A 13,974-nucleotide genomic window follows, 5' to 3' on the forward strand; every position below is an offset into this window, starting at 1 on the left:
TGATATGCAATGAAAATATTAATATTAAAGAAAAAAATTATAATAAATATAATTGTTATAACATGCCTACTGTTTTTATTCCTTGTAGTATTTTACTTAACTTCAAGTAAATTTACTTCAATCCAGACTATTTATCCCTTAAATTTTTCTAAAGATATTCAATATGATCTTACAGGTGATGGTGTTAAAGATACTATAGAAACTATAGATGGTCAAAACCAAATTGATTTTAATATAAAATCTCTTGACAAAGACTATTATCTATCTAAACAAATTAATAATAAAATACTTTTTACTATTAATAATCATTGGTCACCTAAAGTTTTTATTCATGATATTTCTAGAGATTCTATACCAGAAATTATTATTCAAGGTTCAAAAAATAATAAAAGTGTAAACTATATATTTAGCTGGGATAAGAAAAAATTTTCCTTAATATCTTCAACTAATAAAAATATTTTAGGTATATTAGATTGTAAAAACACAAAAACACCTCAGTGTTACTCAATATCTTCTAGTGAAGGTATAAGTTCATTAAATAGCTTCATGCTTATTAATGATAATATATTAGATACAACATCTGAGAATCCTACAGTTCCTTCCTTAGACTCTGTTACAAGTTTTATTAATTTAATTGAAATACCTTATAACCTTGACGAAACTCCTGATATATTTACTACTAGCATAAATAGCGATGAATTATCTTTACTTTGGAATTTAGATAAAGATAACTTTTCCTATACTTTTCAAAATGCTTTTTTCTATGATTATGAATGGAATAACTCAGGAGAACCAACAGCTATAAAATGGAGATTATCATTCGAAAAAAATAAACTTAAAGGCTCTATAAATGATAAAAGTGAATTTGTTATATTAGTAGATGTGGTAAAAAGTAATTCATCCTATAAAATTTCTTCTATACAAAAATCTAAATAGTCTGTAAAAATACAAAGGCCGCATATGCGGCCTAAAAGGGGGATGGGGGGTGCTTAATGAAATAAAAATTTATTTCATTAAGCTTGTAGGAGAATGCTTTCTCCATTACATTAATATTCTTACCAAAATTTCTTTTTCTATACACCATATTGAAATTTTTCATAATCAAAACTTTTTAGTTTTTTAAACATCTTTAAATGCTCCAGAATTATACAATTCTATTATTTTATCTATAAATTTTATTTTATCAGGATGAACATAACACCTTAAAGACATTAAAAATTGTAAATCAGCATCATTCTTCTTATCATTTTTAATATTAGTACTCTTTTTATCATTTTTGCTATCAGCCTTTTTACCTAAATTATTAGTATTCGTATTTTTAATATTCTTATTCTTATTTTCATTTTTATTATTTATATTACTAGTATTCATATTAGTATTCATATTAGAATTATTATTTATATTGTTACTGTTATTAGGATATGGATTCATGTTGGGATTAAAATTAGAATTCACATTTGAATTCATGTCATTATTCGAATTATTTTTATTATTTCCTTGCATAAAATTATTATCTAAATTTAAACCTACCATTTGAGCTAATGGTCCTAAGTTATTTAAATTGAATCCATTTGTATTCATTGAAGCTAACATATTTCCCATATTATTCATATCAAAATTTCCCCCAAGCAATCCAATTAACTGCATTGGATCTATACCAAAAGGATTATTATTGATATTATTACTACTTTTAGCATTAACATCATTCATAACCGGCTCTTGTTCTCTATGTTTATGCTTAGCCATTAAAAATCCTCCCAATTAAATTACCTCTTTTTAATATATGTACTTGAATTTAAAAATGTTTATATTTTTAAACATTTTTTTGGAGGGCTTAAAAGCCCTCCATCCACTATTTTAGCAGCAACAGCTTCCCATTCCTTTTCCAGAACCGCATAAGCATCCGCCGAATAGTATAAATAGTAAAATAATTAAATATGATGAACTACAATTTAATAATCCTGATCCACATGCAATTAATAAGAAAATGATTGGTGCAAGACCACATCCGCCTCCTAAAAATCCCATACCCGGATTACTGTGTTCACAACAGCATACATCCTGCTCTTTTCTTTCACAGCAGCATTTCTTTTCGCAGCAACATTTATTCTTCTTTTTAGACATATTTATCTCTCCTTCCTAAAAATTAAGAATTCTAACAACTAAAATTGCTATTTCCACAACAATTTAGACCGCCTATATTACCAAAACCTCCGCAGCCACCTACGTTTCTACCGAATCCATTACAAAGGAATAAGATTACTAATAAGAATAGATATGCAGTACAATTATTTAACAATCCACTATTTAATAATCCACCTCCATAATTTCCACCACAACCGCAGCAATCATCATGTTTTCTTTCACAGCAGCAAGCATTATTATTTCCACCATAGCCACCTGTTAATCCACTTCTACCACAACCGCAATAAAATAATATCAATAATATCCAAATCCAGCTATTCAATCCACAACCACAACCATTAAAGCCACCAAATCCACAATTTCCACCGAAGCTAGGTCCTCCAATACCAGGTCCTTCACAACAGCAGTTGTTATTAGACATTGATTCACAGCCACTATCATCGCATGAATTTAAGCCATTTAGGATGTCATTCATCTCCATATTTATTCCTCCTTGGAAATATTTTTTCTTTTTTATACTATATACTATTCTCAACGAGAATTTTTGACACTGCTTTTCTTAAAATTATACTTATAGATAAATTACTTAAATGTTTTTTTAATCAAAAAACCCGTAAAGTATAACTTTACGGGAAATTTCAAATATTATTTAGACACATAAAATAACAAGTCCAAAATGCCATGATTATTTTCATCAGACAAGTAAGCAGATTGGTCTCATAGCGAACCTATTATTATATTATGCTTATGAAAAATAGACTTGTTATTTTTTGATTATGCCTTATTAATCAATATCAGTTGCAAATTCTAAAAAAAGATTATTAACTAACTCTTCTGTTCCATTTTTCTTTAAAGATGAATAAAAATATAATTTATCATCTTTATTTAACTGTAATGTTTCTCTTATTAATTTTTCACTTTTTTTGAATTCAGAGTTTTTAAGCTTATCACTTTTTGTTGCAACTACTACAACATTATAATTAAAATGCTTAGCCCATTCATACATCATTATATCATCGCCAGTTGGCTTATGTCTCGAATCTACAAGTAGCACTATTCTTTTCAATTCATCTCTATCAGTTAAATATGTTTCTATAGTCTTTCCCCAGGTATCCTTTTCAGACTTAGATACTTTAGCATATCCATATCCAGGTAAATCAACTAAATAAAAATCATTATTAATAAGGAAAAAATTTACTAATCGTGTTTTTCCTGGTGTTTGACTAACCTTAGCCAATTTCTTCCTGTTAGTCAAAGAATTTATCAAAGAACTCTTTCCAACGTTCGATCTTCCAACAAAAGCAACTTCTGCCCTATTATCCGAAGGATATTGATTTCTTTTCACTGCAGAAATAATAAATTCTGATTGTTTAATTCTCATTAGTATCCTCCCCAATTAACGCATTTTTCAATACCTCATTTACTTCTTTAGCTGAAATAATATTTAAACTACTTCTGATTGAAGCCGGTATCTTATCTATATCTTTTTCATTTTCCTTTGGAATTATTATAGTATCTACACCTGCTCTAAATGCTGCTAATGATTTTTCCTTCAATCCACCAATTGGAAGTACTCTACCTGTTAGTGTAACTTCTCCAGTCATTGCAACATTATGCTTAACTTTCTTACCAGATAATGCTGATACAAGTGCTGTTACCATAGTAACACCTGCTGACGGACCATCCTTAGGTACTGCGCCCTCTGGTGCATGTATATGGATATCCTTTTCTTTATAGAAAGTTTCATTAATACCAAACTTAGCAGCATTTGCTCTTACATAACTATATGCTGTTTTAGCTGACTCTTGCATAACCTCTCCAAGCTTTCCTGTAAGTTGAAGTTTTCCTGATCCAGTCATGGCAGTAGCTTCTATAGGAAGTGTATCTCCGCCATAAGCTGTCCATGCCATTCCATTTACTACTCCCACTTTATCGAACTCATCAATTTTATCAAAATCAAATAGTCTTTTTCCCAAAAGTGTTTCAACCATCTTTTTATCAATTATAAGTTCTTTTTGATTTTTCTTTAGCATTTCTGCCAATCCTTTTCTTATAGCTGAGCCTACTTTTCTTTCAAGTCCACGAACTCCAGATTCTCTTGTATATCCCTCTATAATTTCTGTAATCGCAGAATCTTCTACCTTTATTGTATCCTTTGGAATATCTAATTCCTTAAATATTTTAACTAGCAAATGATTCTTAGCAATATTAAACTTTTCTTCATAAGTATATCCAGAGACTTCAATGACTTCCATTCTATCTAAAAGTGGTCTTGGTATAGTTTCTAAGGTATTTGCTGTAGCTATAAACATTACTTTAGATAAATTCATAGGAACTTCTAAATAACTATCTCTAAATTCCTTGTTTTGTTCACTATCTAAAATCTCTAACAGAGCATCAGATGGGTCTCCCTTATAAGAAGAATTTATCTTGTCTATCTCATCAAATAACATTAGTGGATTCATTGATTTAGCATCTTTCATTGCATAAACAATTCTACCTGGAATAGCTCCAACATAAGTCTTTCTATGACCTCTAATTTCCGCTTCATCCTTTAATCCACCCAAAGAAATCCTTGTATATTTTCTATTTATAGCATGAGCTATAGATCTTGCTATAGATGTTTTTCCTACACCTGGAGGTCCGACTAAACATAAAATAGGACCTTTTGGTGACTTACTAAATTGCTTTACAGATAGATATTCTATTATTCTATCTTTAACATCATCTAAACCATAATGCTCTTTATCTAGAACATTCCTAGCCTTAATAATATCTATACTTTCCTTCGTATATTTTCCCCAAGGAATGTTTAACATCCAATCTAAATAAGCTTTTATTACATTACCTTCTGATGATGTTGAATTCATATTTTTCAATCTTGATAATTCGTAATTAACTTTTTCTTTAACTTCTTTGCTTAATTTTGCTTTAGATATTTTTTCCTCGTATTTTGCTATTTCCTTTTTATATTCATCATCTTCGCCTAGTTCTTCTTGAATCGCTTTTAACTGTTCTCTTAAGTAGAATTCCTTTTGTTCTTTAGTAACTATATTCTTCACTTTATTAGCAATTTTTTTCTGAATTTTTGCTATAGAAATCTCTGTTTTAATTCTCTCTAAAACCTTTTGGATTCTTTCAATTATATCAGAACTTTCTAGAACTTGTTGTTTTATTTCTTCATCTGTTATTGCATAAGAAGCTACCATATCAACAAAACTTTCTGGATCTTTTGAAATATCTATTGATTTTATAATCTCTGAATAATTATCTTCGGCAAGTTTAAGTAATTTTATGAACTCCTTGTCTAAAAATTTTACATAAGCATCTACTTCATCACTTTTAGCTGATTGATTATTCATTGTTGTTACTGAAACCTTTATATATTTTTCCTCTTCCATATATTCAACTATCTCAGCTCTCTCTTTTCCTTCAACAAGAACTCTAATAGTATTATCCGACATTTTAAGGATTTGTTTTATTTTACATATAGTTCCAATCGAGTAGATTTCATCTTGACATGGTTCTTCTACTCTAGAATCTTTTTGACCTACAAGAAAGATTTCTTGATTATCTAACATAGCTTGTTCGATAGCTTCTGTAGATTTTTCTCTTCCTACATCAAAATGTACTACTACATTAGGAAAAACAGTCAATCCTCTTAAAGGAATTAGCGGAATTGTATACAACTTTTTCATAGTACTATTTCCCCCCATTATAATTACATTATTTATTTTAATTTTAAAATAATAATAAAATAATACTTTTATATTATTTCTAAATATGCATTATCTAGTATACACATAATACATAACTTTTTCAATCATTCTGTATATAAAAAGATTACTATTATAGCGCATATTTTATGCAAGTATTTAAAATTTCTTTACATATTGAATTATTATTAATATAATGCTGTTCAAAGAAAAAGGTATGAAGCTAAAAAAACTTATTATCTTCACCCTTTATCTTATATTAAATTAAATTATATATTTTTATAAATTAAAATTCAACTTTATTTATTTCTGAAATTATTTTTTATAATACATTACCACCTTGAGCGGATAATATTTCTTTATTATTATGGGCCATTTCCTCATCACTCTCAATTGCAATTTTAATAACATCTTTAAAATTTGTTACCGGAATAATTTCTATTTCTCCTATTTCACTTAAAGAGTCATCATAATTATCTTGTGGAATAATTACTTTCTGTGCTCCACCTTTAATTGCTGCGGATATTTTAGCCTTTACTCCACCAATTGGTTTTACAGATCCTAATATGCTTATTTCACCTGTCATTGCAACAAATCTATTTACCTTTTTCTGCTTTATTGCACTATATATAGCTGTTGCAATACTTATCCCAGCTGAAGGTCCATCTACTGGTATTCCACCAGGTATATTAATATGTATATTGTAGTTATCTGTATATAAATCAAATAAATTATCTAGAACAGTAAGTACATTTTGAACCGATGCATAAGCAGTGCTCTTCATTTTTATTTTTTTCTTATTGTTAGTTATCTCTTCTTCTTCAACTATTCCAGTTATTTTAACTTCTCCTCTTCTATCTTTTACTTTCTTGCAACTAACTTCAAGTGGCATAATCATTCCTATATTAGCTCCATACACAGCTAATCCGTTAACAACCCCAACTTTTGATTGGTCTGGAATTTTGTTCATTATTATCTTAGTATACTGACCATTTTCCAATACCCACTTTACATCATCTAATTTTATTTCTTCTCTCTGCTCATTAATGGTAATCCCTGAAGCTAATTGTATTAAATTTATAACTTCTCTGCCATTGGTACAATAACGACTAACTTCTTCTACTGCTTTACTATCTATTTTTAATCCTACCTTATTAACAGCATTTATAGCAATCTTTTTTATTTCCTCTGGCAATAATGCTCTGAAAAATATTTCCACACATCTTGATCTTATTGCTGGAATTATTTCTTCCGGCGACCTTGTTGTTGCACCTATTAATCTGAAATCTGCTGGAAGACCATTATCAAATATTTCTTTGATATACTTTGGCATATTAGGATCTTCCGGACTATAATAAGAACTATCTAAAAATACTTTTCTATCTTCTAATACTTTTAAAAGTTTATTTAATTCTATCGGATGAAGTTCTCCTATCTCATCTAAAAACAGAACCCCTCCATGTGCTTTAGTAACTGCTCCTGGCTTTGGTTGAGGTATTCCTGCAACTCCCAAAGAACCTGCACCTTGATAAATTGGATCATGTACACAGCCTATTAACGGATCTGCTATTCCTCTTTCATCAAATCTTAAAGTGGTTGCATCTAATTCAACAAATTTAGAGTTATCTACAAATGGCGATACTGTTGATTTTTTGGCTTCTTCTAAAACTAGTCTTGCAGCTGCAGTCTTACCTACCCCTGGTGGACCATATATTATAACATGTTGAGGATTAGGACCACATAGTGCAGCCTTTAAAGCTTTTATACCCTTTTCCTGTCCTATTATTTCATCAAAAGTACTTGGTCTGCTTTTTTCAGTTAATGGTTCGGATAAAGTTATTTGACGAAGTTTTTTTAAATTATTTAGTTCTTTTGTATTCTCTTTGTCAATTACAATACTTCTAACTTTTTGAGACTTATTATTAACATTACATAATACATAAACCATAAGAATTAAAACTATTACTTGTAAAATCATTAATATATTTTCCATAATCCATAAATATATTTACATTTTTATTTAGATTATTGTTGTTTAATTCTCTTGTAACAGTGTAAATATATTTTTCCTCCTTCCATTCTTTCTATTAGTATTATTTACTTAATGTTACAAATATATTCTAAATTACTAAATAATTTTATTCATTTAAAGCAATCTTAAATATAACAAATGGCTGCACCACATTTAATTAATGATGAATGCTGAAAATAAATGGTTAATGTTTAAGCTCAGAGAGAAAGTCCAAAAATCAAAATTTTTATACTTTTGCAAGCATTAAAAAAACCTAATTTTAATAACTATTAAGTTATTAAAATTAGGTTCATATAATCTAAGCAGATTCAATATCTTTTTTTGTTCTTGCCTTTACTAAAGTTGGTCTAACTTTTCCTTCTTCTACCTTTTCAATAATAGGTTGTTTTTTATCTTTAATACATTCTTCAGTTATTATAACTTTAGTTATTGTATTATCAGAAGGTATTTCGTACATAACTTCATTCATTATATCTTCAATGATTGCTCTTAATCCTCTGGCTCCAGTTTCTCTGCTAATAGCTTCTTTAGCAATTGCAATTAAAGCTTCATCATTAAATTCTAACTTAACATCATCTAGCTCAAATAATTTCTTATATTGTTTTACAAGAGCATTTTTAGGTTTAGTTAAAATTTCTATAAGAGCATCTTTATCTAAAGATTCTAATGTAACAAGTATTGGAAGTCTTCCAACAAATTCTGGAATTAAACCAAATTTTAATAAATCAGCTGGCATAATTTCTTTGAATAAACTTCCTATATCTTTCTCATGTTTAGATTGAATTTCTGCTCCAAATCCCATAGAACTCTTTCTTGTTCTATTTTCTATTATCTTATCAACTCCATCAAAAGCTCCACCGCAAATAAATAATATATTAGAAGTATTTATTTGGATAAATTCTTGATGTGGATGTTTTCTTCCACCTTGTGGTGGTACTGATGCAACAGTACCTTCTAATATTTTAAGTAATGCTTGTTGCACACCTTCACCTGAAACATCTCTAGTGATAGATGGATTTTCAGATTTTCTTGCAATCTTATCAATTTCATCTATATAAATTATTCCTCTTTCAGCTTTTTCTACATCATAGTCTGCATTTTGAATTAACTTAAGAAGAATATTTTCAACATCTTCTCCAACATACCCTGCTTCTGTTAATGTTGTAGCATCAGCTATTGCAAATGGTACATTTAGAAATCTTGCTAATGTTTGAGCAAGTAATGTTTTACCAGAACCAGTTGGTCCTAATAATAAAATATTACTCTTTGATAATTCAACATCCATATCTTCTTTATTAGTATTAATTCTTTTGTAATGGTTATAAACAGCAACTGAAAGAGATTTTTTTGCTCTGTCTTGACCTATTACATAAGAGTCTAAATATTCTTTAATCTCAAATGGTTTTGGTACACTTTTTGGATCGAAATCAACAGTTTCTTGGAATTCATCTGCTATAATTTCAGCACATAAATCAATACATTCATCACAAATGTATACTCCAGGCCCAGCAATTAATCTTTTTACTTGCTCTTGAGTCTTTCCACAGAATGAACACTTTAACTGTTTCTTTTCATCATATTTAGCCATATATTCACCTCGCTTAAAAAATATAAATTATAACTTCTTATTTATTTTCTTTTTTAGTTTTAGATTTAACTATTATTTCATCCACTAATCCATAAGCTTTAGCTTCTTCTGCAGTCATGAAATTGTCTCTTTCAACATCTTCTTTTATTTTTTCTAGTGGCTGACCAGTATTGTCACTTAAAATTTTATTTAAAGAATCCTTTATTTGTAATATTCTCTTAGCATGTATTTCAAAGTCAGTTGCTTGACCTTGGAAACCGCCTAAAGGTTGATGTATCATTACTTCTGCATGTGGAAGAACATATCTCTTTCCTTTTTCTCCACATGAAAGCAAGAATGCTCCCATTGAAGCTGCCATACCTATGCATATTGTTGATACATCTGCATTAATGTGTTGCATAGTATCATAAATAGCCATTCCTGCTGTTATTGATCCTCCTGGACTATTTATATATAATGAAATATCTTTATCTGGATCTTCACTATCCAAAAATAATAATTGTGCTACTATTAAGTTAGCAGTATCATCATTAACTTCTCCACTTAGCATAATTATTCTTTCTTTTAATAGTCTTGAAAATATATCGTAAGAACGTTCTCCTCTACTTGTTTGTTCTACAACCATTGGAACTAAACTCATACTAATCCTCCCTTTTCACCGTTATAATTTTTATTTAACGTTATTTTAATTATATATTTTTTTTTATAATTTGTTAATTATTGTTTGAAATAATTGCCAGAAAAAATTCTTTTTCTGGCAATTATTTAACATCCTATTTTATATTATATCTCAAATTTTATTATTTGCAATTTTCTTTTATAAATTTAAGAGTGTTTTCAATTATTATGTCTTTTTCAATCATGCCTTTTTGAGATTTAACTAAAATATTAGCCATCTTTTCTGGATCCTTAGGTCCATACATTTTTCCTAATTCTAACGCTCTTTCATTTACTTGTTCTTCAGTAGCTTTTATATCTTCTGCTTTAGCAACTGCTTCAAGAACTAAATCTGCTTTAACTTTTCTTTCAGCGTTTTCTTTCATGAAGTCTCTCATTTTTTCAGTTGTATTTCCTGTGAATTCCATGTATTGATCTAAGCTTAAACCTTGATATTGTAATCTTCCTTCAAGATCTTTCATCATAGCATCTATTTCTTTGCTTATCATAACTTCAGGAACATCCATCTTTGTATTTTCAATTATAGCAGTTATTATTGCTTCTTCAAATTCTCTTTCAGCCTTTTGATCATTATTCTTTTCTAAAGTTTTCTTAATATTTTCTTTTAATTCTGCAAATGTATCAACTGCTGCTACATCTTTAGCAAATTCATCATCTAATTCTGGTAATTCTTTAACTTTTATTGCTTTAATTTCAACTTCGAATTTTGCAGCTTTTCCATTTAATTCTTCTTTTCCATAAGTTTCTGGGAATGTAACATTAACATCTTTTTTATCGCCAACACTTAATCCGATTAATTGATCTTCAAAATTATCGATAAAAGTACCTGAACCAATTTCTAATGCATAATCTGTTCCTTCTCCACCTTCGAATGCAGTTCCATCTACATATCCCTTAAAGTCGATAACAGCAATATTTCCCTTTTCTATTTTTCCTTCAGATTTAACTTCTACTCTAGCATTTTGTTCTTGCATTTCTTTAATTTGTTTTTCTACTTCTGCATCATCTGCTTCATATGTAGGTTTCTTTATATCTAAACCTTTATATTCTCCAAGTTCAACTTCTGGATAAACTGTAACTGTTGCTGTATAAACAAATTCTTTTCCTTCTCCTAAATCAACTATGTCAACCTTTGGATAATCTACAGGTCTTATATTTTGTTCAGTTAACGCTAAGCCATATGATTCATCAATAGCAAAATTAATAGCATCATCATAGAATACTTCTACTCCATAGAATTTTTTAACCATTGCCATTGGAACTTTTCCTTTTCTAAAACCTGGTATATTATATCTACTCTTATTTTTGTTATATGCTTTAGTTATTGCAGCATTAAATTTTTCTGCTTCAACCTTTATTTCTAACTTTACCACATTTGTTTCTATTTTTTCCACTTTAGCTTTCATTTTATTCTTTCCTCCTAAAATAGTTTACATCTAATTTAACTAGGTTATTATACCATAAACTTTTAAATTTTATCAAATAATTTTAATTTTCTCTTTTATTGAACACAATTACCACTTTCATTCATATAATATACCTTACCATCAATCGTAATTTTTACACCTTTTTCTTCTTTTGCATCTATTTGTATATTGGTACCAGCCAATTCCCAACACACCTTATCTTGACCACTTTGAATATCACTCATCCAAATATATTGTTTTGCTGCTTTAGTTCCAAAGTATGGTCTATTTGTCACAAAAATGATTTTATCTTCTCCAATAAACTTAGGACTTGCATTCCATAAATATTGAGGTTGATTTTGCAATGTTGAATCTTTTGTAAATACACTACCATTAGTAGACACATATTGATCTTTTGATATTACTTTATTAGTTCCATCTACATTGTATAAAGTTATTACCGAATTAGTATCCATTACAATCATTTGCTTTCCTGATGAACTTATATCATAACTAACACCAGTATCTGCATCTTTAAGTTCTTTAAATATTTTCCCACCATTACTATCATCTATATAAATTGCTTTTGCAACATTACCACTAAGCAAATTAATATCCATTGATTGTTCTACTGGTTCTTGTTTTTCCTCTTGTACTGGTTCCTCTTTTGTTACTTCTTCTTTGCTTACAGTTTGGTTTTCTTGTGGAGCATTAGTTGAATCACTATCAATCCACGCTTGTATGTTTTGTTTAATATTAGAATAATCTATAGGGTGATAAGCAAATTTAACTATTAATGCTGCTAAGAATACGATAATTCCTAAAGAAACTATTATTACATTTCTTTTTCTTCTCTTCATCTTCTTTTCATATTCTTTACTAAAAATACTTGGTTTTCCCAAAGATGTCCCCTCCAAATCTTTGTAATTTAGACACATGAAAGAAAATAATAAACCAAAGTTATATGAATATTTTGCATCAAATAACCAGACAACTTTTATTTTATAGTAAACTATCATCACAAGTTGCCAAAACAGTAAAACATAAAATACGTAAACATACTGATCCATTATTTTTTAATGTGACTTATTTTAATTAAACAAACTTATTATATATTATTCTTTTCCTTAAATCCACAATATATTTTACATTTTTATTTTTTACAGTTATTTTTTTTATTACATCCATTACATTTATCATTTTTATTTGAATCTTTCGTGCAACATCCTCCACATTGTAATAGCCCTTCCTTCTTTAATTCTTCGACTGTAAGTTTATAAACATTTTCTGAATAATCTTCATAATCTATTGTATCTTTTAATAATTCTTCTTTTTTTATTTTAATCATAAACTCCCTCCTAAATTCTATCTTTCACATTCTTTATAATTTATATTCCATAAATAATTCCATTTCTTAAATTGACGTTTATTAATTGTATTAAAATAACCTTTCTGATTTCATATTATATCACATCAGAAAGGTTATCTTTTATTTTACATCAAAATGTAATAATTATTTTTTAAACATTTGTTATAGGCTTCCTATCACCTTTAAAATTATTAATTTTAGCTCTTCTATTTCCAAGTTCCTTTGATATATCCTCCGTAGATATACCTATTTCAGCCATTAAAACTAGTAAATGATATGTAAGATCACAAATTTCATTAATCTGATCTTCTTTATTATCATCCTTGCAACTAATTATTACTTCAGTGCATTCTTCTCCAACTTTTTTTAATATTTTATCTAATCCCTTTTCAAAAAGATAGTTTGTATAAGATCCTTCTTCACCATTGTTTTTTCTTTGCAAAATAACATCATATAAAGCACTTAAATTTTCTTCCATTTTACACCCTCCAATATTTTTACTACACACTCGTTAAATATAACTTAATTTAGTACTGTATATTTATTTTAGAATTATTAATTATATGTTAATCATATGAAAATAAATAACAAGTTCAAAGCCACCATCGATATTTTTCATTAAGTAATGGACTTGCTCTTTTTTGAATATGCCTTATAACAAATTACTATAATTCTCTATAGAAACAGCTTTTATTCCCAGTATGGCATGCAGCCCCTTTTTGCTCTACAACAACTAAGATTGTATCATTATCACAATCTATTTTTATTTCCTTCACATATTGAAAATGGCCTGATGTTGCTCCTTTATTCCAGAGTTCTTTTCTACTCCTACTATAAAACCAAGTAACATTATTCTCTATTGTTTTAGTCAAGCTTTCTTTAGACATGTAAGCTAACATTAGCACTTCTTTTGTTTTATAGTCTTGAACAACTGCTGGTACCAATCCATTACACTTTTCAAAATCAACTTGCTCTACTTTTTCAGTAATGTCCATATATTTCCTCCAATATATCATATTAAAAAATAACAACTTCCAAAC

The 13,974-nt window shown here is 28.4% G+C and carries 14 protein-coding genes; 1 reads left to right on the forward strand and 13 read right to left on the reverse strand.

Annotation, left to right across the window (positions count from 1 at the left end):
• The first annotated feature begins 9 nt into the window (after nt 1-9).
• The gene (locus CLSA_RS14940; RefSeq protein WP_022747224.1) at nt 10-936 is read left to right on the forward strand and encodes a hypothetical protein; all 927 of its coding nucleotides are present in this window, start codon (nt 10-12) and stop codon (nt 934-936) included.
• A 183-nt stretch (nt 937-1,119) separates the two neighbouring features.
• On the opposite strand, the gene CLSA_RS14945 is transcribed toward CLSA_RS14940, so the two are convergent.
• The 13 genes from CLSA_RS14945 to hisI form a co-directional block, all read right to left on the reverse strand.
• Nucleotides 1,120-1,746, reverse strand: a complete 627-nt coding sequence (locus CLSA_RS14945; RefSeq protein ID WP_022747225.1) for a hypothetical protein — start codon at nt 1,744-1,746, stop codon at nt 1,120-1,122.
• A gap of 111 nt (nt 1,747-1,857) precedes the next feature.
• Nucleotides 1,858-2,124, reverse strand: coding sequence for a hypothetical protein (locus CLSA_RS14950; protein WP_022747226.1), 267 nt, complete (start codon nt 2,122-2,124; stop codon nt 1,858-1,860).
• A 31-nt stretch (nt 2,125-2,155) separates the two neighbouring features.
• The gene (locus tag CLSA_RS14955) at nt 2,156-2,626 is read right to left on the reverse strand and encodes a hypothetical protein (protein ID WP_022747227.1); all 471 of its coding nucleotides are present in this window, start codon (nt 2,624-2,626) and stop codon (nt 2,156-2,158) included.
• A gap of 303 nt (nt 2,627-2,929) precedes the next feature.
• Nucleotides 2,930-3,526, reverse strand: coding sequence for a ribosome biogenesis GTP-binding protein YihA/YsxC (yihA, locus tag CLSA_RS14960; RefSeq protein WP_022747228.1), 597 nt, complete (start codon nt 3,524-3,526; stop codon nt 2,930-2,932).
• The gene (gene lon / locus CLSA_RS14965) at nt 3,516-5,843 is read right to left on the reverse strand and encodes an endopeptidase La (protein WP_022747229.1); all 2,328 of its coding nucleotides are present in this window, start codon (nt 5,841-5,843) and stop codon (nt 3,516-3,518) included. The genes yihA and lon overlap by 11 nt, the downstream gene beginning before the upstream one ends.
• Before the next feature lie 340 nt (nt 5,844-6,183).
• Nucleotides 6,184-7,854, reverse strand: a complete 1,671-nt coding sequence (lonB, locus tag CLSA_RS14970; RefSeq protein WP_022747230.1) for an ATP-dependent protease LonB — start codon at nt 7,852-7,854, stop codon at nt 6,184-6,186.
• A 337-nt stretch (nt 7,855-8,191) separates the two neighbouring features.
• Nucleotides 8,192-9,481 carry an ATP-dependent Clp protease ATP-binding subunit ClpX gene (gene clpX / locus CLSA_RS14975; RefSeq protein WP_022747231.1) on the reverse strand — a complete coding sequence of 430 codons (1,290 nt, stop codon included), beginning with the start codon at nt 9,479-9,481 and terminating at the stop codon, nt 8,192-8,194.
• Between the two features lie 37 nt (nt 9,482-9,518).
• The gene (gene clpP / locus CLSA_RS14980; protein ID WP_022747232.1) at nt 9,519-10,121 is read right to left on the reverse strand and encodes an ATP-dependent Clp endopeptidase proteolytic subunit ClpP; all 603 of its coding nucleotides are present in this window, start codon (nt 10,119-10,121) and stop codon (nt 9,519-9,521) included.
• 160 nt (nt 10,122-10,281) lie between these two features.
• Nucleotides 10,282-11,565, reverse strand: coding sequence for a trigger factor (gene tig, locus CLSA_RS14985; protein ID WP_022747233.1), 1,284 nt, complete (start codon nt 11,563-11,565; stop codon nt 10,282-10,284).
• A gap of 95 nt (nt 11,566-11,660) precedes the next feature.
• On the reverse strand, nt 11,661-12,467 hold the full coding sequence (locus CLSA_RS14990; RefSeq protein WP_022747234.1) for a hypothetical protein: 807 nt from the start codon (nt 12,465-12,467) through the stop codon (nt 11,661-11,663).
• Nucleotides 12,468-12,718: 251 nt separating this feature from the next.
• Nucleotides 12,719-12,913, reverse strand: a complete 195-nt coding sequence (locus CLSA_RS14995; protein WP_022747235.1) for a hypothetical protein — start codon at nt 12,911-12,913, stop codon at nt 12,719-12,721.
• Between the two features lie 172 nt (nt 12,914-13,085).
• Complete coding sequence (gene hisE, locus CLSA_RS15000) at nt 13,086-13,412, reverse strand: phosphoribosyl-ATP diphosphatase (RefSeq protein ID WP_022747236.1); 327 nt, start codon at nt 13,410-13,412, stop codon at nt 13,086-13,088.
• Nucleotides 13,413-13,599: 187 nt separating this feature from the next.
• On the reverse strand, nt 13,600-13,929 hold the full coding sequence (hisI, locus tag CLSA_RS15005) for a phosphoribosyl-AMP cyclohydrolase (RefSeq protein WP_022747237.1): 330 nt from the start codon (nt 13,927-13,929) through the stop codon (nt 13,600-13,602).
• Nucleotides 13,930-13,974 lie beyond the last annotated feature (45 nt).

This window comes from Clostridium saccharobutylicum DSM 13864 (assembly GCF_000473995.1).
In the GTDB taxonomy this organism is placed as follows: domain Bacteria; phylum Bacillota; class Clostridia; order Clostridiales; family Clostridiaceae; genus Clostridium; species Clostridium saccharobutylicum.

Excerpts from the sequence above, each read along its gene's own strand:
- lon (WP_022747229.1), bottom strand. The coding sequence starts at position 5,843 with ATGAAAAAGTTGTATACAATTCCGCTAATTCCTTTAAGAGGATTGACT.
- clpX (WP_022747231.1), bottom strand. The coding sequence starts at position 9,481 with ATGGCTAAATATGATGAAAAGAAACAGTTAAAGTGTTCATTCTGTGGA.
- CLSA_RS14940 (WP_022747224.1), top strand. The coding sequence starts at position 10 with ATGAAAATATTAATATTAAAGAAAAAAATTATAATAAATATAATTGTT.
- lonB (WP_022747230.1), bottom strand. The coding sequence starts at position 7,854 with ATGGAAAATATATTAATGATTTTACAAGTAATAGTTTTAATTCTTATG.
- yihA (WP_022747228.1), bottom strand. The coding sequence starts at position 3,526 with ATGAGAATTAAACAATCAGAATTTATTATTTCTGCAGTGAAAAGAAAT.
- hisE (WP_022747236.1), bottom strand. The coding sequence starts at position 13,412 with ATGGAAGAAAATTTAAGTGCTTTATATGATGTTATTTTGCAAAGAAAA.
- CLSA_RS14995 (WP_022747235.1), bottom strand. The coding sequence starts at position 12,913 with ATGATTAAAATAAAAAAAGAAGAATTATTAAAAGATACAATAGATTAT.
- CLSA_RS14955 (WP_022747227.1), bottom strand. The coding sequence starts at position 2,626 with ATGGAGATGAATGACATCCTAAATGGCTTAAATTCATGCGATGATAGT.
- CLSA_RS14945 (WP_022747225.1), bottom strand. The coding sequence starts at position 1,746 with ATGGCTAAGCATAAACATAGAGAACAAGAGCCGGTTATGAATGATGTT.
- clpP (WP_022747232.1), bottom strand. The coding sequence starts at position 10,121 with ATGAGTTTAGTTCCAATGGTTGTAGAACAAACAAGTAGAGGAGAACGT.
- CLSA_RS14950 (WP_022747226.1), bottom strand. The coding sequence starts at position 2,124 with ATGTCTAAAAAGAAGAATAAATGTTGCTGCGAAAAGAAATGCTGCTGT.
- tig (WP_022747233.1), bottom strand. The coding sequence starts at position 11,565 with ATGAAAGCTAAAGTGGAAAAAATAGAAACAAATGTGGTAAAGTTAGAA.
- hisI (WP_022747237.1), bottom strand. The coding sequence starts at position 13,929 with ATGGACATTACTGAAAAAGTAGAGCAAGTTGATTTTGAAAAGTGTAAT.